22 protein-coding genes, 5 tRNA genes and 3 rRNA genes are annotated in these 26,300 nt (G+C 62.2%); 10 read left to right on the top strand and 20 right to left on the bottom strand.

From position 1 onward, the window contains the following. Window positions 1-322 precede the first annotated feature (322 nt). From NFH98_RS01630 to NFH98_RS01600, 7 genes are all read right to left on the bottom strand, one after another. Window positions 323-398 (bottom strand) — tRNA-Thr (locus NFH98_RS01630). Between the two features lie 72 nt (window positions 399-470). Then, a tRNA-Gln gene (locus NFH98_RS01625) sits at window positions 471-545 on the bottom strand. 7 nt (window positions 546-552) lie between these two features. Continuing rightward, window positions 553-628: transfer RNA gene (locus NFH98_RS01620), tRNA-Phe, on the bottom strand. A gap of 95 nt (window positions 629-723) precedes the next feature. Continuing rightward, on the bottom strand, window positions 724-996 hold the full coding sequence (locus tag NFH98_RS01615) for an oxidative damage protection protein (protein WP_045994673.1): 273 nt from the start codon (window positions 994-996) through the stop codon (window positions 724-726). 164 nt (window positions 997-1,160) lie between these two features. Then, window positions 1,161-2,240: an A/G-specific adenine glycosylase gene (gene mutY, locus NFH98_RS01610; protein ID WP_349622120.1), complete on the bottom strand. Its 1,080-nt coding sequence runs from the start codon at window positions 2,238-2,240 to the stop codon at window positions 1,161-1,163. A gap of 154 nt (window positions 2,241-2,394) precedes the next feature. Then, window positions 2,395-4,755 carry an AsmA family protein gene (locus NFH98_RS01605; RefSeq protein ID WP_349622119.1) on the bottom strand — a complete coding sequence of 787 codons (2,361 nt, stop codon included), beginning with the start codon at window positions 4,753-4,755 and terminating at the stop codon, window positions 2,395-2,397. Beyond that, entirely contained in the window at window positions 4,752-5,201 is a 450-nt protein-coding gene (locus tag NFH98_RS01600; protein WP_045994670.1) for an acetyl-CoA sensor PanZ family protein, read from the bottom strand. Before NFH98_RS01600 ends, NFH98_RS01605 begins: the two co-directional genes overlap by 4 nt. Window positions 5,202-5,374: 173 nt before the next feature. On the opposite strand from NFH98_RS01600, the gene hisB reads away from it, so the two are divergent. From hisB to hisF, 4 genes are all read left to right on the top strand, one after another. Then, window positions 5,375-5,968 carry an imidazoleglycerol-phosphate dehydratase HisB gene (hisB, locus tag NFH98_RS01595; RefSeq protein ID WP_045994669.1) on the top strand — a complete coding sequence of 198 codons (594 nt, stop codon included), beginning with the start codon at window positions 5,375-5,377 and terminating at the stop codon, window positions 5,966-5,968. 100 nt (window positions 5,969-6,068) lie between these two features. Next, a complete protein-coding gene (gene hisH / locus NFH98_RS01590) occupies window positions 6,069-6,710 on the top strand; it encodes an imidazole glycerol phosphate synthase subunit HisH (RefSeq protein WP_045994668.1) in 642 nt (213 codons plus the stop codon). Between the two features lie 134 nt (window positions 6,711-6,844). After that, window positions 6,845-7,585 (top strand): 1-(5-phosphoribosyl)-5-[(5-phosphoribosylamino)methylideneamino]imidazole-4-carboxamide isomerase, encoded by a 741-nt coding sequence (gene hisA, locus NFH98_RS01585; RefSeq protein ID WP_108131090.1) that lies wholly within the window; start codon window positions 6,845-6,847, stop codon window positions 7,583-7,585. Between the two features lie 9 nt (window positions 7,586-7,594). Continuing rightward, complete coding sequence (gene hisF, locus NFH98_RS01580) at window positions 7,595-8,368, top strand: imidazole glycerol phosphate synthase subunit HisF (protein WP_045994666.1); 774 nt, start codon at window positions 7,595-7,597, stop codon at window positions 8,366-8,368. A 107-nt stretch (window positions 8,369-8,475) separates the two neighbouring features. Here hisF and NFH98_RS01575 read toward each other — a convergent pair whose 3' ends face one another. Then, on the bottom strand, window positions 8,476-9,060 hold the full coding sequence (locus NFH98_RS01575) for a YjaG family protein (RefSeq protein ID WP_045994665.1): 585 nt from the start codon (window positions 9,058-9,060) through the stop codon (window positions 8,476-8,478). Window positions 9,061-9,183: 123 nt separating this feature from the next. Beyond that, a complete protein-coding gene (locus tag NFH98_RS01570) occupies window positions 9,184-9,477 on the bottom strand; it encodes an MGMT family protein (protein ID WP_045994664.1) in 294 nt (97 codons plus the stop codon). Between the two features lie 71 nt (window positions 9,478-9,548). Between NFH98_RS01570 and NFH98_RS01565 the strand changes: the two genes are divergently transcribed. Beyond that, complete coding sequence (locus tag NFH98_RS01565) at window positions 9,549-10,238, top strand: type 1 glutamine amidotransferase (RefSeq protein ID WP_108131591.1); 690 nt, start codon at window positions 9,549-9,551, stop codon at window positions 10,236-10,238. Here the strand turns inward: NFH98_RS01565 and mnmH are convergent. The 4 genes from mnmH to NFH98_RS01545 all read right to left on the bottom strand — a co-directional run bounded on the left by mnmH (window position 10,235) and on the right by NFH98_RS01545 (window position 14,726). Further along, window positions 10,235-11,341 carry a tRNA 2-selenouridine(34) synthase MnmH gene (mnmH, locus tag NFH98_RS01560; RefSeq protein ID WP_348815194.1) on the bottom strand — a complete coding sequence of 369 codons (1,107 nt, stop codon included), beginning with the start codon at window positions 11,339-11,341 and terminating at the stop codon, window positions 10,235-10,237. The genes NFH98_RS01565 and mnmH overlap by 4 nt on opposite strands. After that, window positions 11,338-12,375, bottom strand: coding sequence for a selenide, water dikinase SelD (gene selD / locus NFH98_RS01555; protein WP_045994662.1), 1,038 nt, complete (start codon window positions 12,373-12,375; stop codon window positions 11,338-11,340). Before selD ends, mnmH begins: the two co-directional genes overlap by 4 nt. A gap of 151 nt (window positions 12,376-12,526) precedes the next feature. Then, window positions 12,527-13,903, bottom strand: coding sequence for a DNA repair protein RadA (gene radA, locus NFH98_RS01550; RefSeq protein WP_045994661.1), 1,377 nt, complete (start codon window positions 13,901-13,903; stop codon window positions 12,527-12,529). Window positions 13,904-13,949: 46 nt separating this feature from the next. Further along, entirely contained in the window at window positions 13,950-14,726 is a 777-nt protein-coding gene (locus NFH98_RS01545; protein WP_349622118.1) for a helix-turn-helix domain-containing protein, read from the bottom strand. A gap of 190 nt (window positions 14,727-14,916) precedes the next feature. Here NFH98_RS01545 and NFH98_RS01540 point away from each other — a divergent pair, with 190 nt between their 5' ends. Together NFH98_RS01540 and NFH98_RS01535 are read left to right on the top strand one after the other, a co-directional pair. After that, window positions 14,917-15,186 carry a YiaA/YiaB family inner membrane protein gene (locus NFH98_RS01540; protein WP_045994659.1) on the top strand — a complete coding sequence of 90 codons (270 nt, stop codon included), beginning with the start codon at window positions 14,917-14,919 and terminating at the stop codon, window positions 15,184-15,186. A gap of 5 nt (window positions 15,187-15,191) precedes the next feature. Further along, window positions 15,192-15,917, top strand: coding sequence for a PspA/IM30 family protein (locus NFH98_RS01535; protein ID WP_349622117.1), 726 nt, complete (start codon window positions 15,192-15,194; stop codon window positions 15,915-15,917). A gap of 151 nt (window positions 15,918-16,068) precedes the next feature. Here NFH98_RS01535 and NFH98_RS01530 read toward each other — a convergent pair whose 3' ends face one another. Next, on the bottom strand, window positions 16,069-16,524 hold the full coding sequence (locus NFH98_RS01530; protein WP_045994657.1) for a copper resistance protein NlpE N-terminal domain-containing protein: 456 nt from the start codon (window positions 16,522-16,524) through the stop codon (window positions 16,069-16,071). A gap of 101 nt (window positions 16,525-16,625) precedes the next feature. Next, window positions 16,626-17,522, bottom strand: coding sequence for an AEC family transporter (locus NFH98_RS01525; RefSeq protein ID WP_045994656.1), 897 nt, complete (start codon window positions 17,520-17,522; stop codon window positions 16,626-16,628). A 136-nt stretch (window positions 17,523-17,658) separates the two neighbouring features. Here NFH98_RS01525 and hisC point away from each other — a divergent pair, with 136 nt between their 5' ends. The 3 genes from hisC to NFH98_RS01510 all read left to right on the top strand — a co-directional run bounded on the left by hisC (window position 17,659) and on the right by NFH98_RS01510 (window position 20,227). Then, window positions 17,659-18,714: a histidinol-phosphate transaminase gene (gene hisC / locus NFH98_RS01520; protein WP_108131085.1), complete on the top strand. Its 1,056-nt coding sequence runs from the start codon at window positions 17,659-17,661 to the stop codon at window positions 18,712-18,714. 49 nt (window positions 18,715-18,763) lie between these two features. Then, window positions 18,764-19,168, top strand: a complete 405-nt coding sequence (gene gloA2, locus NFH98_RS01515; protein ID WP_108131084.1) for an SMU1112c/YaeR family gloxylase I-like metalloprotein — start codon at window positions 18,764-18,766, stop codon at window positions 19,166-19,168. A 66-nt stretch (window positions 19,169-19,234) separates the two neighbouring features. Then, complete coding sequence (locus NFH98_RS01510; RefSeq protein ID WP_349622116.1) at window positions 19,235-20,227, top strand: 2-hydroxyacid dehydrogenase; 993 nt, start codon at window positions 19,235-19,237, stop codon at window positions 20,225-20,227. Between the two features lie 758 nt (window positions 20,228-20,985). Here NFH98_RS01510 and rrf read toward each other — a convergent pair. From rrf to NFH98_RS01485, 5 genes are all read right to left on the bottom strand, one after another. Next, window positions 20,986-21,101, bottom strand: a 5S ribosomal RNA gene (gene rrf / locus NFH98_RS01505). A gap of 95 nt (window positions 21,102-21,196) precedes the next feature. Continuing rightward, window positions 21,197-24,084 (bottom strand): 23S ribosomal RNA (locus NFH98_RS01500). A gap of 200 nt (window positions 24,085-24,284) precedes the next feature. Next, window positions 24,285-24,360: transfer RNA gene (locus NFH98_RS01495), tRNA-Ala, on the bottom strand. Window positions 24,361-24,398: 38 nt separating this feature from the next. Beyond that, window positions 24,399-24,475 (bottom strand) — tRNA-Ile (locus tag NFH98_RS01490). Between the two features lie 104 nt (window positions 24,476-24,579). Next, a 16S ribosomal RNA gene (locus tag NFH98_RS01485) occupies window positions 24,580-26,117 on the bottom strand. Together the 16S, 23S and 5S rRNA genes with 2 tRNA genes alongside form the textbook arrangement of a ribosomal RNA operon. Window positions 26,118-26,300 lie beyond the last annotated feature (183 nt).

Genomic DNA, 26,300 nt, shown 5'->3' with positions numbered 1-26,300 from the left:
GTGGCGTTACGAGTCGTACCGATTCGTCAAGTCATATCAAGATCACGTTCCAAGAGCCTATCTGCTACCCTTGTCGTTTGTTGCAACGGTTGCATTGCATAGTTAAAGGAAAACATTACAAAACCTAGCATGCTAGAAGCAATGTCGCAATATGCTTCTAGTTTTGGGAGGGAAGTGGCGGCTTTTGTCCTGCTATGACCGATGAAGAACATCGCAGAGAAACGCTCATCGTTACGTACAAAAGTTACGCACGCACAAAAAAACCGCCTCTTGGGCGGTTTTGATGTTGCAGCAAGTCGTTGATCCATAACCATTTTTTAGATGGTGCCGGCACCAGGAGTCGAACCCGGGACCTACTGATTACAAGTCAGTTGCTCTACCAACTGAGCTATGCCGGCTCGGGCCGACCGGAAGGTCGCTTGCTGCTCTGGTGTTACGCCTTGGGCGTCTCACCCGAAACGGGGTTGGCGTGGCTGGGGTAGCAGGATTCGAACCTGCGCATGCCGATACCAAAAACCGGTGCCTTACCACTTGGCGATACCCCAGCAGAGTTGGTGGCCAGAGACGGAATCGAACCGCCGACACGGGGATTTTCAATCCCCTGCTCTACCAACTGAGCTATCTGGCCCCTTGCCAACGCGACGTATTAAACCAATTCCTCCGTTTTCCGTCAACCCCTTTTCTTTCAAAATGATGGCGAGCGCTTTTCAAGGCGTCGCAAGGCTAGGCGTCACGCGGGACATAGCCCTCGGCGCGGTCGGTCTCTTCATTGTCGAAGAAGCGTTCCATCTGCTCCATCAGGTACTCGCGGTTAGCCGGGTCCATCATGTTCAGATGCTTCTCGTTGATCAGACGGGTCTGCAGCGCCTGCCATTCTTCCCAGGCCTGGCGTGACACGCTCGCCTGGATTTCCTGCCCCTTCTTGCCCGGCAGCGGGGGGAAGGGCAAGGCGTCGAGCTCCTTCTGGTACTTGCGGCAAAACACGGTCTGACTCATGGCGGTCTCCTTTCTATGGTACGGCCTGCTGGCTATGGTGTGGCCTGCTGGCACGAGGATAGCAGTGTGCCCCGCCCAGACTTAAGCGTTCTGTTGCTGCAGAGCCGTGGCGCTCGTCCCAGGCTCCCTGTGCGCCAAGATCAGCGCGGGGGGCAGCACCGACGTCAACGCGACGGTGGCTGGCTCAAGGCAAAGGGAGCAAGTGAGGCGAGCAGCTTCTTTACCGGTGCGGCAAGCCCCACCGACTCCGGCGCCTGGGGGTCGTACCACAGCCGTCCCTCGGCAACGCCATCGACTCGCCCGCCACGTGCCGGCACCGGCGTGATTTCCAGGCGAAAGTGACTGAACACATGAACGAAGCTCGACCAAGGCTCGTCTCGCTCGGCTCCTGGCGCGTGGGTATCGAGCCAGGCATCGATCTCGGCGTCGCTGTCGAACTGGGGAAGCCCCCACAGCCCGCCCCACAGCCCCTGGGAAGGCCGCTGCTCCAGCAGGATGCGCCCGGCCTCGTCGCTCAGCACCAGCATGCGGGTATGGCGCAAGGGGATCGCTTTCTTCGGCTTGGACTCCGGGAAGCGCTTTTGTTCCCCTCGGGCGCGGGCCACACAGACATCGGCGAACGGGCAGCGCTCGCAGTCCGGCTGGCCACGGCGGCACAGCGTCGCCCCAAGGTCCATCATGCCCTGGGTGAAATCCACCATTCGCTGTTCCGGCGTGTAGTGCTCGGCCAGGTGCCAGAGCTCGCGTTCCACCGCTGGCCGACCGGGCCAGCCTTCCAGCGCGTGCAGGCGCGTCAGTACGCGCTTGACGTTGCCATCCAGAATGACGGCTCGCCTGCCGGTGCTCTGGGCGATGATCGCCCCGGCGGTCGAGCGGCCAATGCCGGGCAGCGCGGCCATGGCATCGAGGCTGTCCGTGGGAAACTCGCCTGCATGCTGTTCCACCACGACTCGGGCCGCCTTGTGCAGATTCCGGCCTCTGGCGTAGTAGCCCAACCCGGTCCACAGATGAAGGACCTCATCCTGGCTGGCCTCGGCGAGGGCCTTTACATCGGGAAAGCGCTGCATGAACCGCTCAAAATAGGGAATTACGGTAGCAACCTGGGTCTGCTGCAGCATGATTTCCGAGACCCACACCCGGTAGGCAGTACGATCATGCTGCCAGGGAAGATCGTGGCGACCGTGCACATCGAACCAGTCGAGCAGGCGCCGGGAAAACACCTCTGTACTGAGCAGCGGCGACACTCGACCGCTATCCTTGTCGCCTTTCGCCCGACTGTCAGGGCCAGAGACTTCTGATAAATATTTCATAAAACCAATTAGTTATCATCACTCAAAAGTCAGACACGAAAAAAAGCGCCGACACGGAGGTCGGCGCAGTGACTGGCTTGCTTGATGCTCAATTAAATAGACCACGGACGGCGTCACGAAGTTCCTTGCCCGCCTCTTCTCCGATGCGTTCGTCGAGACGTTCGAGCTCCTTGCCCAGCCGCTCCTCGACTTCCTCGTTGACGCGGGAGCGGGCCTCTTCGGCGACCAGCTCGCCCAGATTGGCCTTGAAGGCGTCGGCGTCAAAGCCACACCACTGGCTGCTGTCACCCTCCAGGCTGCCTTCGCAGCGCACCGGGAAGGGCACCTTTTCGAGACGCCGATTGACGCTGCAGGCGGCATCGGCGGTGTCGACAAAGCGCGCCGCCCCGTCGGCATCGAAACGCTGGCTGCCCAGATCGAGCTGGCCACCACCACTGACCTCGATACCCGGCAGGGTGATCAGCAGGTCGTCGTTCTGGGCGACGCCGTCACGGATGGTGAAGCGCGCGCTGATGTTCTCGAAGCGGGTGTTCTCGCTCCACTCGCGGGTGGTCTGCTCGCCTTCGAGGCGCGCCACGGCGGTACACAGCTGACGCGAAATATTGGCGCGGGGAATGCTGCCCTCGTTGATCCGCGTGTCCAGGGTTCCGTTGAGGTGACGGGTCAGCTCATGGCGAGCGTTGCCGCGGGTGGTCAGTTCACCACTGGCATGCAGCGAGCCGCTGAGCGGGGCGGGCTCCTGCCCAAGCGATGTCAGCAACGACTCCAGACGCACGCCCTCGACCTCCGGCGCCAGCTGCCAGGCGAGGTCATCGCCGCTGGCGTCTATCACCCCGGTGGCCTTAAGCCGACCTTCATGGAAGCCCGCTTCGAAGCCGGTCAGACGATGCCTGCCACCCTCGCCCTGCATGCTCAAGGACACATCCTGGTAGCGCTGGCCGCCCAGGATCAGCTGACCCAGCGCCAGCGATACGCTCTCGTCCAGCCCGGCCAGAAAGCTTTTCGGCAGGATCGCCGGTGCGCCGTCCTGGTCCTGGGCCAGCGCCGACGCGATACCGGGAATGCCGTTGGCGGCGGTGTCCTGCTCGGGCGGCGGCAGATAGCTGTCGGCGTCGAGGCGGTCGCCTTCCAGATCGAGATCGACCCGGGTGCCATCGAAGCGTGCGCCGAGGGAACCGGAGAAGGTGTTGTCATCGAGCACCAGCGTCAGGCCATTGAGCGAGAGCTGCTCGAGGGTGCCTTCCACCGGACTGGTCAGCGCCACTTCCGACAGCGCCTCGTCGCTGGACATGCTGGGCATGGCGTCCATGCGCGCAAGCCAGGCACGCAGCGACAACGGTGCCAGACGCACCTGGCCGTCATAGCGTGGCGCCGAATTCAGCTCCTTCAGGTTGAGATTCCCCTTGATCGACAGACCATCGGGGCCGCTCAAGGCGATATCGCGCAGCTGAGCGGTACCGGCGCCGAAGTCCGACTCCAGCTGGAACGAAAGCGTCATGGCCACACGCTTCTCGCCTAACTGGGGTGCCAGCAGGCTGGCGTCCAGTTGACTCGGCGCCATGTGCAGACGCTGCTCGCCAAGGTTCAGCACCACCTCGTCGCTGGTCAGGGTCGCCTCCTGGGGTTCCGAGGCACCGGCCAGCAGAGTACTGGTCTCCAGCGTCACGTCGCTGAGCACGTGGCGGCTGTCGGCGAGACCCAGATTGACGTCGCTCTCCAGGGTGACATCGCTTTGCAGGCCAGGGGTGCGCTCTTCCGTTGTTTCGCCCTCACCGCCGCCATCGAGCTGGTCGAACACCTTCAGCTGGAAGGTGGAGCTGAGCGGAAAGGCGGTATCCGGATTGACGTTGCTACCGTTGATGGTGAGCTTCTCGGCCTGCCACTCACGGCCGGCCTGATGATCGACCAGGCTCAGATGGCCCTTGGTCACCTCGACGCTGGCGATGTTCAGGGCCACCGACAGACCGCCTTCATCATCCGGGTTGGGGCCTGCGCTGGCCGGCGCCAGCGCCTTTTCGGCGTCATCGGCCCTGTTTTCGAGGCGTTCGAGCAGCGCCTCCCAATTGCCGGTGCCATCACTGTCGCGCTCGAGATTCAGCGACAGCCCATCCAGGGTCAGGCCATCGATGGCGATTTCGCCGCGCAACAGCGGTGTGAACGCCAGGCTGACCGAGGCCTCGGAGAAGGCAGCAAAGGCCTGGGCGTCATCCGCCTGATCCGGCAGGCGCGCTTCGGCCTCGGCCACGCTGACACCAATGCGCGGATAGAAGGACCACTCCAATGGGCCTTCCAGCGACAGTTCGAGCCCGGTGTGCTCCTTCACCACGGACACCAGCCTCGGCTTCATGTCCTCGGGGTTGAAGAAGGTGGTGACGTAGACCACCGCGCCCACCGTGACCAGGGCGAGGACGCCGACGACCGCCAGCAGGGTTCTTACGAGTCGTTTCATTTGCCGCTTTCTCCGGTGGGCAGATCGAGTTGGAAATCATCGCCGCTTCGCGTCAGCTGATAGCCCAGACGCTTTAGCAGCATCTGGTCGGCCAGGGTCAGCTGCGAACCGGCCACGCTCAGCGCCACGCCGTCACGGTTGGCGGCAGCGCTGATCAGCGCCAGCAGGCGCGAGCCCACGCCGCGCCGGCGAGTGGTCTTGCGAACACAGAGGTCGAACATGCGCCAGCGCCCGTCACCAGGACTGACGGCGACAGCACCGAGCAGGCGATCATTGAAGCGCGCCGCCCAGAAGAAGCCATGTTCAAGCTGGCGGGTCACGTAGGCTCCCGGCGGGAGCTTGATGCGCTCCTCCGGCGCATCGGCATAAATGCGGGTCAGATCGATCCGCACCTGTTCATCGGCGTCCCAGACATCCTGGTCGACGCGAAAGAGGGTCACCGGCATACGCTGTCTCCCTTGGCCGGAGGGCGGCGACGGCCGCCACTGGAATGGCTGCATTGTAGCGGATGGGGGTGCCGATTCACTATAATGGCTGTCTTGTGCGCCTAGCACCGCGACCGGCCCACCTTAGAAACAAGGCCCCCAATTCCGACATGCGCGTGAGCGCAGGAGACGACATGTCCGAGCGTATTGCCACGGTCAGCCGTGACACCAAGGAAACCCAGATCAGCGTCACCCTCAACCTCGACGGCGAGGGCAACCTCAAGGGTGAAAGCGGGGTTCCCTTCCTCGACCATATGCTCGACCAGGTGGCCCGCCACGGCATGGTCGACCTGGACATCAGCGTCAACGGCGATTTGCACATCGACGACCACCACACCGTCGAGGACCTCGGCATCACCCTGGGACAGGCGTTCAACCAGGCCATCGGCGACAAGCGCGGCATCTATCGCTACGGCCACGCCTATGTGCCGCTGGACGAGGCACTGTCCCGGGTGGTCATCGACTTCTCCGGCCGTGCCGGCCTGTCCATGAACGTCGAGTTCACCCGCGCCACCATCGGGCGTTTCGACACCCAGCTTTTCTGGGAGTTCTTTCAGGGCTTCGTCAATCACGCCCAGGTCACGCTGCATATCGACAACCTGAAGGGCTTCAATGCCCACCATCAGGCGGAAACCATCTTCAAGGCCTTCGGCCGCGCCCTGCGCATGGCCGCCGCCGAGGACCCCCGCATGGCCGGCAAGCTGCCCTCCACCAAGGGTAGCCTCTAACGCCGCCGGCTGCGGTCCAACAGCAACAAGACGACAAGACACCAAGCGAGGCGGTCGCCGGCAGCGGCGCCCCTCCGGGCCAACCACCAAGGAGCGCTTCATGACCATTGCCGTCATCGACTACGGAATGGGCAACCTCCATTCCGTCGCCAAGGCACTGGAACACGTCACCCACGAGAACGTGCTGGTGACCCGCGACGCTCGTTCGATCCAGGGCGCGACCCGTGTCGTGCTACCGGGACAGGGCGCCATCCGCGACTGCATGGGCGAACTGGAGCGTACCGAGCTCAGCGGCCTGGTTCGCGAGCTTCTGGCCAGCCAGTCCAAGCCGCTGCTGGGCATCTGTGTGGGTCAGCAGATGCTGATGGACCACAGCGACGAGAACGGCGGCATCGACTGCCTGGGCCACCTCGCCGGTCAGGTAAAGCGGTTTCCGCTGGACATGCAGGACAGTGACGGCGCTCGCCTGAAGGTCCCGCACATGGGCTGGAACCTGGTGGCGCAGCCCAACGCCCACCCGCTGTGGGAGGGTATCGAGCCCGGCTCGCACTTCTACTTTGTGCATAGCTACTATGTGGCCGCCGAGCATGACGCCGAGGTCTTCGGCACCACCGACTACGGCAGCGTCAGCGCCCATGTGGCGGTGGGTCGTGACGCCACCTTTGCGGTGCAGTTCCACCCGGAAAAGAGCGCTCGCGCCGGCCTCAGGCTGCTCGAGAACTTTGTCCAGTGGAACCCCTGACCCAGACCTGAGCGCCGGCCGGGCAGGCGCTCGCTTGCCCTGGCCGCCGCCCGACATCTGCATCGGCACGGCCTACGCCCTGCCTGCATCGATCACACTGGCACGCCCCTGAAAAGGCACCCCGAGGACACAACATGCTGGTAATTCCCGCCATCGATCTCAAGGACGGACAGTGCGTTCGTCTCAAGCAAGGCCGCATGGACGAGGCCACCACCTATGGCGACGACCCCGTCGCCATGGCCGCTCGCTGGGTCGAGGCCGGCGCGCGGCGCCTGCATCTGGTCGACCTCAACGGCGCCTTCGAGGGGCGTCCGGTCAACGGCGAGGCGGTGACCGCCATTGCCCGCCAGTACCCCGATCTGCCGATCCAGATCGGTGGCGGCATTCGCAGCGCCGAGACCATCGAGCACTACCTCAAGGCCGGCGTCTCCCAGGTGATCATCGGCACCAAGGCGGTCAAGGAGCCTGACTTCGTGACCGAAATGTGTCGCGCCTTCCCCGGCCATATCATCGTCGGCCTCGACGCCCATGATGGCCGTGTGGCCACCGACGGCTGGGCCGAGGTGTCCGAGGTGATGGCGGTGGATCTGGCCAAGCGCTTTGCCGACGACGGCGTCTCCAGCATCGTCTACACCGATATCGCTCGCGACGGCATGATGAACGGCGTCAACGTCGAGGCCACGGCAGCCCTGGCCCGGGACGGTGGCATTCCGGTCATCGCCTCCGGCGGCGTGACCAACCTCGATGACCTGCGCGCCCTGGTGGCGGCTGGCGAGCCGGGCATTCTCGGCGCCATCACCGGACGCGCCATCTACGAAGGCAGCCTGGACGTCGCCGAAGGGCAGCGCCTGTGCGACGAACTGACCCAAGGCTGAGGAGGCTCCATGGCTCTTTCCAAACGCATCATTCCGTGTCTCGACGTCGACGCCGGCCGTGTGGTCAAGGGTGTCAACTTCGTCGGCATCCGTGACGCCGGCGACCCGGTGGAGGTGGCGCAGCGCTACAACCAGCAGGGTGCCGACGAGATCACCTTTCTCGACATCACCGCCAGCCACGAGGACCGCGATACCACGGTGGAGATGGTCGAGCGCATCGCCGGCGAAGTGTTCATCCCGCTGACGGTAGGCGGCGGCATCCGCACCTGCGACGATATCCGCACCATGCTCAACGCCGGCGCCGACAAGGTCTCGATCAATACCGCAGCGGTGACCAACCCTGAGTTCGTACGTGAAGCCGCCGAGCGCTTCGGTAGCCAGTGCATCGTGGTGGCGATCGACGCCAAGCGCGTCAGCGAGGAAGGCGAAGCCCCTCGCTGGGAGATCTTCACCCACGGCGGCCGTCGTCCCACCGGGCTCGACGCGGTGGAATGGGCCAAGAAGATGGTCGAGTACGGCGCCGGCGAACTGCTGTTGACCAGCATGGACCGCGACGGCACCAAGGCCGGCTTCGACCTGGGCGTCACCCGCGCCATCAGCGATGCGGTGGCGGTGCCGGTCATCGCCTCCGGCGGTGTCGGCAACCTCGACCATCTGGTCGAGGGCGTGACCGAAGGCCACGCCGATGCGGTGCTGGCGGCCAGCATCTTCCACTTCGCCGAGTACACCATCCCCGAGGCCAAGCGCTATATGGCCGACAAGGGCATCACCATGCGCCTCTGACCGACGCCTTTGGCTGGCTCTTCAGCCAGGGCTTGCAGAGCCAGCAACCAACCACCCCCGCCGGGTAGCCCGGCGGGGGTGGTCGTTTGTACGGACTGAAACCGACCTCAGTCCAGGGTCAGCCCCAGATTGCTGACACCACCGTTGCGTCCAAGCTTTCTCAACGCCTTGACGTGCTTCTTGCTCGGCTCTTCCTCGGCCGCCTCCAGCGCCGCATCCTGAAAGTCGTTCTCGTCTTCCATCAGCGGGTGCTGCTTGACCAGTTGGGCGAGCTTTTCGGCATCGTCTTCTCCCTCGGTCAGCTCGATAAAGGAGCGCACCGCCGCCTTCGAGACCTTGCTGACCTCAAGCACCGCGTCCGGCGCATCGCCCCTCAAGGTGTCGAGGATCGCCGACAACGCGACCACCGCATCGAGGGCACGACGGGCACCGAAGCTGTCGTCCTGCTGGGGTGGCTCCAGCTCGCCGAGCTTTTCGGCCTGGAGATCGAAGTCGATCTTGGCATCCTTGACCGTCAACTGCTCCCACACCAGGTCGAGGATCGCCCTCATGCCCGCCAGATCCCCGTGACCGCTGGTATCGGCGTAGAGCGCATAGTTGGGCAGCATGCGCTCGGTCAACGCGGCCATGAAGGCCTGTTGCTGACGTAGAGTCAGCGCCTGCAGGCGCTGGTGAAATCCTGGCTTTGCCATGATGGCTCCTGTGCTGGCGATAAACGGGCTGCCGGTCCCTTTATTCAAGGTTCAAGGGGCGAGAGTCGAGGGTCGCGTGTCGAATGTAGGGAAAACGGGGATGGCCGAAAGCGGACTGGGCGCTCAAGGCCAGAAGCGCTCCTGGGCGATCCGTCCACGCTCATCGAAGGCCACACCTTCATCGATCAGACGCTTGCGCTGCTCGTCGGCTCCGCCATGGTCGGCGAGCTTGCGCGAGGCCGTCACCACCCTGAACCAGGGAAGCTCATGCCCCGACGGCAGATCGCGCAGCGCCCGCGCGACCATGCGTGCGCTGGCCCCATCGGTCATGGCGGCGATGCGTCCGTAGCTGGTCACCCGCCCCGAAGGAATCTCGCTGATGATGGTAAGAATCTGTTCTCGGACGTCCGGATTCATGTAACCTTTCGTTCTGGTTGCATTTTCATCGAGGGATGGCGCCGCCCACCCTCAGTCTGAGCGAGGCCCCCATGCACCTTCATCTGCTCAAGCACCATCCTGACCTGGGCCCCGCACGCATCGGCGACTGGCTTGCCAGCATGGGCCACAGCTTCACCGTCTTCCACCTCTACGACGGTGAGCTGGTGCCGCGCCCCGGGGACTGCGACGCCCTGATCATCCTCGACGATCTCGAGGACCGCGACCAGGCACCCTGGCTCAAGGCCGAACGCAAGCTGATCGACCAGATGCTCGACGGCCACAAGCCGCTGCTCGGGCTCGGCGCCGGCGCCCGGCGCATCGCCGAAGCGCTGGACGCTCCAGTGGGCCGTGGCACCCAGGCCGAAGCCGGCTGGCAGACCGTCAGCCTGGCCGACGACAGCCCCTTCGACCTGCCCGACGACTTCCCCGCCCTGCTGTGGCATCGCCAGGTGTTCGGACTACCCGATGACGCCCTGCCGCTGGGCGGCACGCCGACAAGCCCGGTGCTCGGCTTCGCCTGGGACGCCGGCCGGGTGGTTGGCCTGGCCTGCCACCTGCATCATCACCAGGAGAGCCTGACGGCCTTTCTCGAGACGATGCCGTTGCCGCAAGGCGCCGACGCAAGCCCCAGGACCCAGTCGCCGGAAACGATCCTTGCCGAGGCACGGCGACTGGATACCCTGGCGCCGCTGCTGGATCGCCTGCTGAGCCAGTGGCTGCGCACGGCACCGGACGTCTAATTCGCCACCGCGTCCCGCTGCTGCTGGCTCCAGGTCTTGGCGAACTCGAGGCAGCTGTCCCAGTCACCGACATGCAGGAAGCGACGCTCGGAGTGCTTCTCCAGCTGGTAGCGGTACATGGGGTCATAGTACTCGGTAAGCAAAGGCGCCAGCCAGGCCTCATGGGCCTGGCGGTTGCCGGCCTCGTGCTCGCGGAAGGCCAGCGCCTGCAGCCGCTGCAGGCGGGCCAGTCGCGCGCTGCCCAGGCGCTTCTTCAGTCGCCCCAGCGCCGTCGACAACTGCTTGCGCATCAGTGACCAGCCGAGGCGCTCGCCGAACTGATTGCGATAGATCGTCCACAGGTCGTCGATGTAGTCCTTGTGGATCTGGTTGAGGCGCCAGTCCAGCGGCATCTCGACGCGGATCCTCGGCGCCGGCTCCATCCCCCGCCAGAACTCGAGCGGTATATTGGCCGCACCGATGTGGCGCGACTCGTCTTCCAGCACCAGCGGCCCGTGCAATGACAGCAGTCGCAGGCCCATGGCGTGCTCGAAGTCGATCTGGCTGGGGGCGATCAGTGGATGGCGGCCGAAGGCCGAGCCCTTGTGACGGGCGCAGCCCTCCAGATCCAGACCGTTGTCCAGGGCCTGCACGATGGACGTCTTGGCGCAGCCGGTCAGGCCACCCACCACCAGCATGGGCTGGGCGGCGGCGTCATCGATGCGTGCGCACAACGCCTGGCGCATGGCCTTCCAGCCACCCTCGATGCGCGGTCGTTCGACGCCGGCCTCAAGCAGCCAGCGCTGGGCGATCTGCGAGCGCAGCCCACCCCGAAAACAGTAGATGATGGCGTCCGGGGCCGCCTCGAGCTGGCGCTTCCAGGCTTCGATGCGCGCGGCCTTGATCTCGCCGGACACCAGCCGCTCGCCCAGGGCGATGGCGGCCTGCTGGCCGGACTCCTTGTAGGCGATCCCGACCTGATGGCGTTCCTCGTTGTTCATCAGCGGCAGGTTGACCGCCCCGGGCAGGCTGCCCTGGGCGAACTCCACCGGCGCCCGCACGTCGATCAAGGTGCGCCCTTCGACCAGCAGGGCGGGATCCGCCGGGACCAGCGGCAACTTCATCCGCGCACCTCGATCAGCGCCTCACCACTGGCCTCGACGACCTCGCCGAAGGGTGCAAGCTCGATACCGAACTCGCGGCCGACCCGCTCGACATCGTCCTCCCAGGACGGGTGTACCGAGATCAACAGACCGCCCGAGGTCTGCGGATCACACAGCCACTGCCAGTGGGCCTCATCCATCTGCGGCAGGCTGGCCCCCAGGGCGTCACGGTTACGACGGGTGCCGCCGGGTACCGCGCCCTGGCGCCGGTAAGCCTCGGCCTCGGCCAGGCGCGGCAGGCGGCGAAAGTCGATGCGAGCCGCCACGCCACTGGCCGCGCACACCTCGGACAGGTGGCCAGCCAGGCCAAAGCCGGTGACGTCGGTCATCGCACGCACCCCTTCGATGCGCGCAAGGGCGGCACCGATACGGTTGCTGATCAGCATGGTTTCCCGCGCCAGGCCATGGTGACCGCTTTCCAGAAGCCCCTGCTTCTCCGCCGTGGTCAGCATGCCCACCCCCAACGGCTTGGTCAGAAACAGCAGATCGCCGGGCTTGGCGCCCTTGTTGAGCTTCAGGTGCTTGAGTTCCACCAGACCGTTGACCGCAAGACCGAAGATCGGCTCCGGGGCATCGATGGAGTGGCCGCCCGCCAGCGCCAGACCCAGCTCACGACATACCGCCTGAGCCCCGGCCACCACGTCACCGGCGATGTCCGCGCCCAGCTTGTCCAGCGGCCAGCCCAGAATGCCCAACGCCATCACCGGGTCACCGCCCATGGCGTAGACGTCGCTGATGGCGTTGGTGGCGGCGATGCGGCCGAAGTCGAAGGGGTCATCGACGATCGGCATGAAGAAGTCGGTGGTGCTGATCATGCCGCGCCCGTCGCCCAGGTCGAAGACGGCGGCGTCCTCGCGTCCCTGGTTGCCGACGATCATCTTCGAGTGGCTTGCTCCCGGACCGGCCTTGGCCAGGATGCTGTCGAGCACGTCGGGGGCGATCTTGCAGCCACAGCCGGCACCGTGACTGTATTGGGTCAAGCGGATGGCGCTCATGGAAGTCTCCTTGGCAATGATGGGCCCATTCTACACCAGCAGGACCGGCGGAATCGGCACGGCGCAGTCACCATCGTCCTGATCACATCCCGGGTAACAGGCTGTGATCAGGGTATGGTCTGGCGCCCTGGTGATCAGTTCATGGATGGGGTTACAGCACTTCGAGGGCGTCGGCGAGCTTGTCCACCGCCACCACCTCCATCCCTGCCGGGGAGTTCTTGGGAGCGTTACCCCGGGGCACGATGGCGCGGGTAAAACCGTGCTTGGCGGCCTCGACGATACGCTCCTGGCCGCTCGGCACGGGGCGAATCTCCCCGGACAGGCCAACCTCGCCGAATACCACCAGCTCGCGCGGCAGTGCCCTGCCCTGCAGGCTCGACACCACCGCCAGCAATACCGCCAGGTCGGCACTGGTCTCCAGCACCTTGACCCCGCCGACGACGTTGAGAAAGACGTCCTGGTCGCCGGTAAACAGGCCACCGTGACGGTGCAGCACCGCCAGCAGCATCGACAGGCGATTGGCATCCAGCCCTACCGCGACGCGGCGCGGGTTGCCCAGCGCCGACTCATCGAGCAGCGCCTGCACCTCCACCAGGATCGGCCGGGTGCCTTCCCACACCACCATCACCAGGCTGCCGGGGGCCTGCTCCTGCTGACGCGAAAGGAAGATCGCGCTGGGGTTCTTCACCTCCTTCATGCCGTGTTCCAGCATGGCGAAGACGCCCAGCTCGTTGACCGCACCGAAGCGGTTCTTCTGGCCGCGCAGGGTACGGAAGCGGGAATCGGCGCCGCCTTCCAGCAACAGGGAGGCGTCGATCATGTGCTCGAGCACCTTGGGCCCGGCCAGGCTGCCGTCCTTGGTGACGTGGCCGACCAGCAGCAGCACCGTGCTGGACTGCTTGGCGAAACGGGTTAGTGCCGCCGCGGATTCGCGTACCTGGGCCACACCACCCGGCGCCGACGAGATGTCCTCCAGATGCATGGTCTGGATCGAGTCGATCACCAGCACCTCGGGGCGCTCGCGTTCGGCCACCGCCAGGATGGTCTCGACGCTGGTCTCCGCCAGCATCTTGAGACCCTGGGTCGGCAACTGCAGGCGGTGGGCGCGCATCGCCACCTGGGACAGCGACTCCTCGCCGGTGACGTAGAGTACGCTGCGCTCCTGAGCCAGCTTGCAGGCGGTCTGCAGCAGCAAGGTGGACTTGCCGGCCCCGGGGTGGCCGCCCAGCAGCACCGCGGAGCCCGGCACCAGACCGCCACCGAGTACGCGGTCGAACTCGGCAAAGGTCGACGACAACCGCGGCACCTCCGACAGATCCACGTTGGCCAGATCCACTACCTCACGCGACAGGCTGCCGGCGTAGCCACCGCGCGCCGTCGCGCCGGCGCTCGACCCGCTTCTGGCAGGCGAGGACAGACGCACCTCGGTCAGGGTGTTCCACTCCTGGCAGCTGGAACACTGCCCCTGCCATTTGCGGTACTCGGCACCGCACTCGGTGCACACGAAGGCGCTCTTGGCCTTGGCCATGAATCCTCTCTCTATCGGTTCAATCGGGTTCGTTCGTCAGCGATGGTCAACACTGCGGCTTGCCGCCGTGTCCCGGGTAGCACTTGTCGTCCTCAGCACGGCGGTAGCGGCGAAACACCTCCATCTCCCAGGGACGCATGGCGATCATCAGGCTGACACCAAAGCGCTGCTCGAGCGGCAGCGACAGATCTTCCTGGTGACAGTGGCGAAGGTCCAGCGCCAGCCGCCGAAGCTTCTGCTGCATCACCTCATTGGAGCGCACCGACAGCATGCCATTGACGAACAGTCTTATCTCGCCCGGGCGATCGAAGCGACACGCCAGGAAATCCTCCTGGACCCGGGACTCGAAGAAGCGCTGGATAGGCCCTTGCGGCTGCCACTGGAAGTCATAGCTGATCAGCAGCTTGATGCGATTGCCCGGCAGCAGCTCGATCAATCCCATGCGATCGAGCCGCACCAGGTGCGTTATCACCTGAGGCTCGCCGAGCGAATAGGTCGCACAGATATCTTCAAAGCGCCAGCGATTAAGCGCACAGAAGGCCACCAGCAGCAGCGACATGTCAGAGACCAGCTCCTGCTCAAGCTCAGGGGCGATCGCGTCGACCAGCGCCTGGGGCTCCAGCTGGCGTACAAGGTCTGTGATCTCGAGACCGACCAGGGCACACACCTGATCCAGGCGCTGCAGCGAAAACTGGCGCTCGGCGAACAGCCGCTTGACGCTGGCCTCGGACAGGCCAAGCGCCGCCGCCACCTGCTGATAGGTGACGCCATTGGCCCGCAGTGCCGCCTTGAGCGCATCCACAATCGCCACCGTCTGCGCCATGACTCACATCCCTCATCGCCGAAAGCCCCGGCCAAGGTAGCAGAATACGCGACTCGCGGCTCAACAACACGCTACCTTCCGGATCCCGCTGGCGTACCTCGCCCCGACCTCGCCATAGTGCCATCGACGCCGCGCTCGCCGCACCCTGTAGGCGATGTCGGCTCCACCACCCCGTAAGCAGGAGATCTCCATGGAAAATGAAGCGAGCAACAATTCGTCAGGCTGGCTGTTCTTCGTCAAGGTCACCTTTGCCATCGCGCTGGCCGCCATGGCGGTCGGTATCGTGATGGCGCCCATCGACCTGCTGGTCAAAGGCTATCTCGGCGTGTGTTCACTGTTTCTGGTCTCCACCACCATCACCCTGTCCAAGACGCTACGCGATGACCACGAGAGCCGGCGCTTCCACAACCGCATCTCCGAGGCCCGCACCCAGCAACTTCTCAAGGAATACACGGAGTAGCCACCATGTCACTTTGGACGAAACTGCACACCCTGGTTCGGGCGACAGCTCACGAACCGGTAGAGAAGCTGGTGGATGCCAACGCATTGCGGATCATGGCCCAGGAGATCCGTGAGGCCGAGCAGGCCTTGCACCAGGCACGCCTCGATCTCGCCGGCCTGATCGCCGAACGCAGACAGCTCGAGCGCCACAACCAGCAACTGGCCGAGCAGCTCGAAGCCAGAGAGCACCAGGCTCGCGCGGCCCTCGAACAGGACGATGAAGCGCTGGCCTTGGCCGTGGCCAGCCGCATCGCCGAGGTCGAAAGCCAATTGACCTCACAGCGACAGCACGCCGAGGCCTTGTCGCGACAGGAACAGACCCTGCGCGAGGAGCTCGGGCAAGCGGCTCAGTCACTGCGCCACTACCAGCGCGAAATGAAACTGGCCAAGGTGCGAGGCGGCCATGCTGGCCTTGGGCGGAAGCTGGGCGCTTGCAGTACAGGGCTCCAGCGACACATGGACGAAATTGCAACCAGCTACGAACGCATCCGCACGTCCCAGCAACACCAGGCAGAGGTCACGACGGCCCTCAAGGAGCTGGATGAAGAGGCCAGCGGCCAGGATCTGGATCGACGCCTCAGGACGTCGGGTATCCTCGGGGGACAGATGGACGCCAGGAGTGTGCTTGCCCGGCTGAAGGCCCAAGGGAACGCGGCTGCCGTTCCAGGCGAATCGCCCCGTGGGGCATGAGCCCTGCGATCAGCGCGAGCACCGCCAGCGCTTCGAAACAGCTCCAGGCGGTGCCGAGCGGGCCTGTCGGCACAATACCATCACGTCAAGACGCCAAAGGGCGGCCCACCTGGGGCCGCCCTTTGTGTTCGACACTTGCATGTCGTGCGACTTACTGCTGGCGGGTCAGCTGCAGCATGTCGTTGTTCTGGAAGCGACGACGCTGGGGATCGATCAGCTCCAGAGTCTGCGGATTGACGCGCATGAAGTAGTAGGTCTGGCCTTCACCGTTGGGGACCAGCTCGTAGACGGTGGCCTCCGGATTGTCGGCGGTACCGGTCAGCACATCCCAGTTGCCGGAGTAGTTCTCGTTCGGCGGATTCTGGGGATGGTTCTGGTAGGCCGCGGTCAGATCGAAGGTGCGCTGCGCCGGGGCGCTCTGGTCTTCACCTTCCATGGTAACCGTCAGGGCGATGCCGTCGCAGTTACGGCACGGCAGGGTCCCCTGGTAGGTCGCCGAGGTCGCCTGGATGGCTTCACCACCGGATCCCTCGTCGCTGGGGCCACTCGCACAGCCGGCCAAAAGGGCGAGCATGGCGGATCCCGCCAGCAAAGTCCTGAGTTGCATATTAGTCCTCCTAACCATTGAGCATGGAACCGACGAATCGGCAGCCTGCCGACAGCATAACCTCCCAGCTTCGTTGCGCACAGCCCTGTATCGCTGCCGGCTCACGACACCGGTGGCATCACGTGGGCGAACACCAGGCCAAGCACGATCGGCATCACGATCAGACTACCGAGGTTGCCGATCAGCACCAGCGACGCCACCGAATGCGGCTGCTGGCGATACTGCTCGGCCACCAGGTAGTTGAGCACCGCCGGCGGCAGGGCAGCGAACACCCACAGCGACGCGGCCTTGAGCCCCTCTAGTTCAAGCAGCATGATCAACGGCCAGGCCAGCAATAACCCGGACAGCGGGCACAGCACGGCCCCGAGCAGCCCGGTCTTCCAGTCGCCGAAGTCGATGTCGAGCATCCGCACGCCCAGGGCGAACAGCAACAGCGGGATGCACACACCACCCAGCATATGCATCGCCTCCAGCAGCCAACCCGGTAGCGAAAGCCCGGACAGATTGACCGCCAGGCCAGCGAGGCTCGCCAGCACGATGGGCATGCGCAAAAGGCGCCACAACGGCGTATGGGGACTGAGCATCTTCAGTCCCAGCGAGAAGTGCAGCAGCATTTCGACGATGAACAGCACCACTGCCGCCGGCAGCGCCTGCTCGCCGAAGGCCAGGATCAGCAGCGGGATGCCCATGTTGCCGGAATTGTTGAACATCATTGGCGGCACAAAGGTCTTCGGCTCGAGCCTGAGCCACTTCACCACCGGCCATACCAGCAGCCCCGACCCCACTACCACCACGGCGCCGGCCAACGCCAGCCAGGCGTAGTCCTCAAGCGGCGCCTGGCGGTCGGCCAGCACCACAAATACCAGCATGGGCACGAACAGCTCCATGTTGAGGGTGTTGAGGCTACGGATGTCGGGAGAGCGCAACTTGCCATAGAGGGTACCGGCCCCCGAAATCAGAAATACCGGTAGCAGAGTGGCGAGGATCTGAGCGGTCATGGAGTCTCTTAGGCGGCAAACGGTCAGCGCTCGCAGCCTAGCACGTCAGCGACTTGCGCAGGGCCCTGGCAGCGGTCACCATGACCAAAGTGGTAATCAAGCCTTCGATTCTGCCAAGCCTGCCAAGCGAGAGACCATGAGCCAGTTGTGGAGTCCCAACGTTCGGGAACTGACCCCCTACGTGCCGGGCGAACAGCCCCGCGAGAAGCTGATCAAGCTCAACACCAACGAGAACCCCTACCCGCCCGCGCCTGGCGTGGAACGGGTCCTGCGCGAGTTCTCGGCGGATCATCTGCGGCGCTACCCGGACCCCACCTCGAGCGCCCTGCGTGAGGCCCTGGCCCAGGCCCTCGGCACGACTTCCGCCAACGTCTTCGCCGGCAATGGCTCCGACGAGGTGCTGGCGCTGGCCTTCCAGGCCTTCTTCCGCCAGGACAAGCCGCTGGCGATGCCGGATATCTCCTACAGCTTCTATCCGGTCTACTGCCGCATGTACGACATCGACAGCCAGCGTTTCGCGCTGGACGATCAGTGGCGTGTCGACCTGGACGCCCTGGCCAGCGACAGCGGCGGCGTGATCTTTGCCAACCCCAATGCCCCCACCGGTCACGGCCATGGCCGCGAGGCCATCGCGGCCTTGCTCGACAAGGTCACCGACCGCGTGGTGCTGGTGGACGAAGCCTACGTGGACTTTGGTGGCGAGAGCGCCGTCCCCCTGGTCGAACGCTACCCCAACCTGCTGGTGACCGGCACCTTCTCCAAGTCGCGCAGCCTGGCAGGGCTTCGTCTTGGGTATGCGGTGGGCTCACCGGAGTTGATCGAGGGTCTGACCCGGGTGAAGGACTCCTTCAACTCCTACCCGGTGGACGCCCTGGCCAGCGCCATCGGCATCGCCGCACTGGAAGACGGCGACTACTTCGAGGCCACGCGTCAGGCGGTGATCACCACACGCGAACGCACTCGCCAGCGTCTCGATGACCTGGGCTTCGAGGTGCTGCCGTCACAGACCAACTTCGTGCTGGCGTCACACCCCAAGCACGACGCAGCCCAGCTTTTCGTCGGTCTGCGCGAGCGCGGCATCCTGGTACGCCACTTCAATACCGAGACGCTGCGCGATCATCTGCGTATCTCCATCGGCACCGATGACGAGATGGACTCGCTGATCGAGGTGCTCAGCGACCTCTGTCGCTAGGCCACAACATCGGGCGCCGCGCGGCGCCCCTTCTTTGCAAGAGGCCCCCATGAGTGAGCGTCTGCCGTTGACCGGAGTGCACCACGTCGCCCTGATCACCGCCGACTACGAACGCGCCCGGCGCTTCTATATTGAGGTGCTCGACGCCCGCATCCTCAACGAGGCCTACCGCCACGAGCGTGACAGCTACAAGCTGGACCTTGCCCTGCCTGGAGGCATCCAGCTCGAGCTGTTCTCCTTTCCCTCTCCGCCGCCTCGGCCAAGCTATCCCGAGGCCTGCGGTCTTCGTCACCTTGCCCTGGCAACATCAGACCTGGAGGCCAGCGTCGCGTTGCTGAAGCGGCGTGGCGCGCGACCCGAACCTATCCGAGTCGACGAGTTCACCGGTGCCCGCTTCACCTTCTTCGCCGATCCTGACGGAACGCCTATCGAACTCTACGAGACGCAAGCCTGACGTCACCGCAACCACACAGCGCTTCAGCCGATTCCGCCACTGTCCCTGACCCGCGAGGCAAGCACCATGCTCAAGGTAGGCTTCTTCAGCTCTCAGCCCTACGAACGCCCCTTCTTTTCCGATGAGCATCACCCGCAGCTAAGTATCGTGCACTTCGAGCAACGCCTCAGCGCCCGCACCGTGACCCTCTGCCAGGGACTCGATGCAGTGTGCATATTCGTCAACGATGAGCTCGATCGCACCGTACTCGAGCGTCTGGCCGTGGTAGGGGTACGCCTGGTCGCGCTCAGGTGTGCAGGATTCAACAACGTTGACCTCGACGCCGCTCGCCGGCTCAACATCCAGGTGTGTCGCGTACCGTCCTACAGCCCCGACGCCGTTGCCGAGCACTGTGTCGCCCTGATGCTCACGCTCAGCCGCAAGATCCACAAGGCCTACAACCGGGTGCGTGAGGATAACTTCGACCTCAATGGCCTGCTCGGCTTCAACCTCGCCGGCAAGACCGTCGGGATCGTCGGCTTCGGCCAGATCGGCCGCTCCCTGGCGGGTATCCTGAGCGGCTTTGGCTGCCGCGTGCTGGTCACCGACCCAGCCCCCATCCGCATCCCTAACCAAGCCGACATCGCGCAGGTCGAGTTCGATGAATTGCTGGCACACAGCGACATCATCTCGCTGCACTGTCCGCTCACCCCAGACACCCACCACCTGATCGACGAGTCGGCCTTTTCCCGAATGAAGGACGGGGTGATGCTGATCAACACAAGCCGCGGCGCCCTGGTCGACACACGCGCCTGTATCGAGGCACTCAAGCGTCGCAAGCTCGGTTACCTGGGTCTCGACGTCTACGAGCAGGAAGCCGGCATGTTCTTCGAGGACCGCAGCGACGACATCCCGCTGGACGACGTCTTTGCCCGCCTTATCAGCTTCCCCAATGTCGTCGTCACCGGCCACCAGGGCTTCTTCACCCGGGAAGCCCTGAGTGAGATCGCATCGACCACGCTGGAAAGCCTCACCGCCTTCGAGGAAGGGCGTCCCCTCGATCAGCACTGTCAGCTCTAGAGAGTCGACGCTGCCCTGAACAAAAGAAGGCCCAACTCCTCTTGGAGTTGGGCCTTCTTTTGAATAAATACCTGACGATGACACGTAGACAGCAAGGTCGCTCGCATGGGGGTGAGTCACCCCAGCGCTCTTTACAAGGGCTGCGGCAACGCCGCAAGGGGGGGACGAACGACGCGAGCCCGCCCTTGAGAAGAGCCAGGCCGGACCGCACCTAGGGGGTTATCGGCGCGGCCCCACAAATAAAGAGCGGGGCTGAACTTGTAGAGAGCCATGCATGCGCTCTCTACAAAAAGAAGGCCCGACTATCTCTCGATAATCGGGCCTACTTCTGAATAAATGCCTGACGATGACGCTTAGACAGCAAGGTCGCTCGCATGGGGGTGAGTCACCCCAGGGTTTGCAGCGAAGCTGCAAGGGGTGACGAACGACGCGAGCCTGCGAGCGGCCGGACCGCACGCAGTGCGGCCCCACAAATAAAAAGCGGGGTCTTCCCATGCATGCGAAGAAGCCCGGTTATCTCTCGATAACCGGGCTTCTTCTGAATAAATGCCTGACGCCTCTGCGGCCACTTCGTGGCCTTGAGCCTGGGCTCGGGGCGCCGCAAGCGGCTTTACATCCCTCGCCCGTTCGAGCCTGACAATGCGTTGCATTGTCCGGGCGGCTCTCACCCTACTCTCGCATGCGAGGAAGGGTCATCGTACAGACATAAACAAAAACCCCGAACTCCTTCGGAGCTGGGGGTTTTTGTTTATGTAAATGCCTGACGATGACCTACTCTCGCATGGGGAGACCCCACACTACCATCGGCGCTGAGCGGTTTCACTTCTGAGTTCGGCAAGGGATCAGGTGGTTCCCACTCGCTATGGTCGTCAGGCGGAAAAAAGACAACGTACACCATGCTGACGATACGCTTCATCGTATCCGTCAATTGATTCGAGACATCATCGACCAAAACCCTTTGGGTGTTATATGGTCAAGCCTCACGGACCATTAGTACCGGTTAGCTCAACGCCTTGCAGCGCTTCCACACCCGGCCTATCAACCAGCTGGTCTTGCTGGGTCCTTTAGGAGGCTCAAGGCCTCAGGGAGATCTCATCTTGAAGGGGGCTTCCCGCTTAGATGCTTTCAGCGGTTATCCCGTCCGTACATAGCTACCCGGCAATGCCACTGGCGTGACAACCGGAACACCAGAGGTACGTCCACTCCGGTCCTCTCGTACTAGGAGCAGCGCTTCTCAAATCTCCAACGCCCACGGCAGATAGGGACCGAACTGTCTCACGACGTTCTAAACCCAGCTCGCGTACCACTTTAAATGGCGAACAGCCATACCCTTGGGACCGACTTCAGCCCCAGGATGTGATGAGCCGACATCGAGGTGCCAAACACCGCCGTCGATGTGAACTCTTGGGCGGTATCAGCCTGTTATCCCCGGAGTACCTTTTATCCGTTGAGCGATGGCCCTTCCATACAGAACCACCGGATCACTAGAACCTACTTTCGTATCTGCTCGACGTGTCTGTCTCGCAGTTAAGCACCCTTATGCTCTTGCACTCACTGCACGATTTCCAACCGTGCTGAGGGTACCTTCGTGCTCCTCCGTTACTCTTTGGGAGGAGACCGCCCCAGTCAAACTACCCACCACACACGGTCCTCGAACCGGATTACGGTCCTGAGTTAGAACGCCAATGATGCCAGGCTGGTATTTCAAGGTTGGCTCCACCCCATCTGGCGACAGGGTTTCAAAGCCTCCCAGCTATCCTACACAAGCAACATCAGCGTCCAGTGTGAAGCTGTAGTAAAGGTTCACGGGGTCTTTCCGTCTAGCCGCGGGTACACAGCATCTTCACTGCGATTTCAATTTCACTGAGTCTCGGGTGGAGACAGCGTGGCCATCATTACGCCATTCGTGCAGGTCGGAACTTACCCGACAAGGAATTTCGCTACCTTAGGACCGTTATAGTTACGGCCGCCGTTTACCGGGGCTTCGATCAGGAGCTTCGCGTGAGCTAACACCATCACTTAACCTTCCGGCACCGGGCAGGCGTCACACCCTATACGTCCGCTTGCGCGTTTGCAGAGTGCTGTGTTTTTAATAAACAGTTGCAGCCACCTGGTATCTTCGACCGCGTCAGGCTCCGGTCGCGAGGACCTTCACCCTAATGCGGCGTGCCTTCTCCCGAAGTTACGGCACCATTTTGCCTAGTTCCTTCACCCGAGTTCTCTCAAGCGCCTTGGTATTCTCTACCTGACCACCTGTGTCGGTTTGGGGTACGGTCTCACAGTATCTGAAGCTTAGAGGCTTTTCCTGGAAGCGTGGCATCGATGACTTCCTGACCGTAGTCAGTTCGTCTCGCCTCTCGGCCTTGAGGATCCGGATTTACCTGAATCCTCAGCCTACCGGCTTTCACCAGGACAACCAACGCCTGGCTCACCTAGCCTTCTTCGTCCCCCCATCGCAATACTGTGAGGTACGGGAATATTGACCCGTTTCCCATCGACTACGCCTTTCGGCCTCGCCTTAGGGGCCGACTCACTCTGCTCCGATTAGCGTCGAACAGAAACCCTTGGTCTTCCGGCGGGGGAGTTTTTCACTCCCCTTGTCGTTACTCATGTCAGCATTCGCACTCGTGATACCTCCAGCATGCTTCTCAACACACCTTCATCGGCTTACACGACGCTCCTCTACCGCTCGCCATTCGGCGAACCCGTAGCTTCGGTACCTGGTTTGAGCCCCGTTACATCTTCCGCGCAGGCCGACTCGACTAGTGAGCTATTACGCTTTCTTTAAAGGATGGCTGCTTCTAAGCCAACCTCCTAGCTGTCTAAGCCTTCCCACATCGTTTCCCACTTAACCAGGATTTCGGGACCTTAGCTGACGGTCTGGGTTGTTTCCCTTTTCACAACGGACGTTAGCACCCGCTGTGTGTCTCCCACGCTTGCACTCACCGGTATTCGGAGTTTGCCTCGGGTTGGTAAGTCGGGATGACCCCCTAGCCGAAACAGTGCTCTACCCCCGGCGGTGATACGTGAGGCGCTACCTAAATAGCTTTCGAGGAGAACCAGCTATCTCCGGGCTTGATTAGCCTTTCACTCCGATCCACAAGTCATCCAAATCTTTTTCAACAGATCCTGGTTCGGTCCTCCAGTTGATGTTACTCAACCTTCAACCTGCTCATGGATAGATCGCCCGGTTTCGGGTCTATTTCCAGCGACTGGTCGCCCAGTTAAGACTCGATTTCTCTACGCCTCCCCTATACGGTTAAGCTCGCCACTGAAAATAAGTCGCTGACCCATTATACAAAAGGTACGCGGTCACCAAACAAGTTGGCTCCCACTGCTTGTACGCATACGGTTTCAGGATCTATTTCACTCCCCTCTCCGGGGTTCTTTTCGCCTTTCCCTCACGGTACTGGTTCACTATCGGTCAGTCAGGAGTATTTAGCCTTGGAGGATGGTCCCCCCGTCTTCAGTCAAGGTTTCACGTGCCTCGACCTACTCGATTTCACAACACTCAGGTTTCGGTTACGGGGCTATCACCCACTATGGCCAGACTTCCCAGTCTGTTCACCTACCAGTTGTGTTGCTTAAGGGCTGGTCCCCGTTCGCTCGCCGCTACTAGGGGAATCTCGGTTGATTTCTTTTCCTCGGGGTACTTAGATGTTTCAGTTCCCCCGGTTCGCCTCTCATGTCTATATATTCAACATGAGATACCCAAGTTACCTTGGGTGGGTTTCCCCATTCAGAGATGTCCGGGTCGCAGGTCGTTTGCCACCTCGCCGAACCTTATCGCAGGCTTCCACGTCTTTCATCGCCTCTGACTGCCTAGGCATCCACCGTATGCGCTTCATCGCTTGACCATATAACCCCAAAGGGTCTGTCAATCGATGATGTCACGACAATTGCCGGATACGCTTGAAACGTATCTTACTTTGTCAGCATGATATACATTGTTAAAGAGCGTTAGAGCAAAAGCTCTAAGCGAGATACTTGATACCGCCTGATGGCGAACAAGTATCTTGCTTAGAACTTGACGACTGTTTACTTGAGACCGAAGAAATGGTGGAGCCTAGCGGGATCGAACCGCTGACCTCAACACTGCCAGTGTTGCGCTCTCCCAGCTGAGCTAAGGCCCCATATCGCTTTGGGTTGTTGACTAGAACCAGCTGAGAAATGGTGGGTCTGGGCAGATTTGAACTGCCGACCTCACCCTTATCAGGGGTGCGCTCTAACCAACTGAGCTACAGACCCATTTGTCACGCTGGGTCTTAGCATTTAACCCAAACAGTCACTGCTCTTGCTTGATCAGGTAATTCATTGTGAGCACTTACCGACAGTCAGATGACTGTGTCGTTTAAGGAGGTGATCCAGCCGCAGGTTCCCCTACGGCTACCTTGTTACGACTTCACCCCAGTCATGAACCACACCGTGGTGATCGCCCTCCGAAGTTAGGCTAACCACTTCTGGTGCAGTCCACTCCCATGGTGTGACGGGCGGTGTGTACAAGGCCCGGGAACGTATTCACCGTGACATTCTGATTCACGATTACTAGCGATTCCGACTTCACGGAGTCGAGTTGCAGACTCCGATCCGGACTGAGACCGGCTTTATGGGATTAGCTCCACCTCGCGGATTCGCAACCCATTGTACCGGCCATTGTAGCACGTGTGTAGCCCTACCCGTAAGGGCCATGATGACTTGACGTCGTCCCCACCTTCCTCCGGTTTGTCACCGGCAGTCTCCCTAGAGTTCCCGACCGAATCGCTGGCAAATAGGGACAAGGGTTGCGCTCGTTACGGGACTTAACCCAACATTTCACAACACGAGCTGACGACAGCCATGCAGCACCTGTCTGAGAGCTCCCGAAGGCACCAATCCATCTCTGGAAAGTTCTCTCGATGTCAAGGGTAGGTAAGGTTCTTCGCGTTGCATCGAATTAAACCACATGCTCCACCGCTTGTGCGGGCCCCCGTCAATTCATTTGAGTTTTAACCTTGCGGCCGTACTCCCCAGGCGGTCGACTTATCGCGTTAACTGCGCCACAAAGCTCTCAAGGAGCCCAACGGCTAGTCGACATCGTTTACGGCGTGGACTACCAGGGTATCTAATCCTGTTTGCTACCCACGCTTTCGCACCTCAGCGTCAGTGTCAGTCCAGAAGGCCGCCTTCGCCACTGGTATTCCTCCCGATCTCTACGCATTTCACCGCTACACCGGGAATTCTACCTTCCTCTCCTGCACTCTAGCCTGACAGTTCCGGATGCCGTTCCCAGGTTGAGCCCGGGGCTTTCACAACCGGCTTATCAAGCCGCCTACGCGCGCTTTACGCCCAGTAATTCCGATTAACGCTCGCACCCTCCGTATTACCGCGGCTGCTGGCACGGAGTTAGCCGGTGCTTCTTCTGTGAGTGATGTCCTCCCTCGAGGGTATTAACCTCAAGGCTTTCTTCCTCACTGAAAGTGCTTTACAACCCGAAGGCCTTCTTCACACACGCGGCATGGCTGGATCAGGCTTTCGCCCATTGTCCAATATTCCCCACTGCTGCCTCCCGTAGGAGTTCGGGCCGTGTCTCAGTCCCGATGTGGCTGATCATCCTCTCAGACCAGCTACGGATCGCAGCCTTGGTGAGCCGTTACCTCACCAACTAGCTAATCCGACATAGGCTCATCCGATAGCGCAAGGTCCGAAGATCCCCTGCTTTCCCCCGTAGGGCGTATGCGGTATTAGCCTGGGTTTCCCCAGGTTATCCCCCACTACCGGGCAGATTCCTATGCATTACTCACCCGTCCGCCGCTCGACGCCTCCTAGCAAGCTAGGATCGTTTCCGCTCGACTTGCATGTGTTAGGCCTGCCGCCAGCGTTCAATCTGAGCCATGATCAAACTCTTCAGTTTAAAGTCTGATAGTCCGTTAAGCGGACCAAACTTGGCTCAAGGTTCAAACGTCTCGTTTGACGAGTCGCTTGCCTTGATATTTCAGTGACAGTGCCACTGACTCATCGGCAAGCGCCCACATGAATTACCTGATCAAATTATTAAAGAGCGTGCTCTGGGCTCTATACAGAGCTTAAAGAGCGG

It is taken from the genome of Halomonas sp. H33-56 (assembly GCF_040147035.1).
Lineage (GTDB): Bacteria > Pseudomonadota > Gammaproteobacteria > Pseudomonadales > Halomonadaceae > Halomonas > Halomonas litopenaei.
This window is presented reverse-complemented; position numbering and strand designations above follow the sequence as displayed.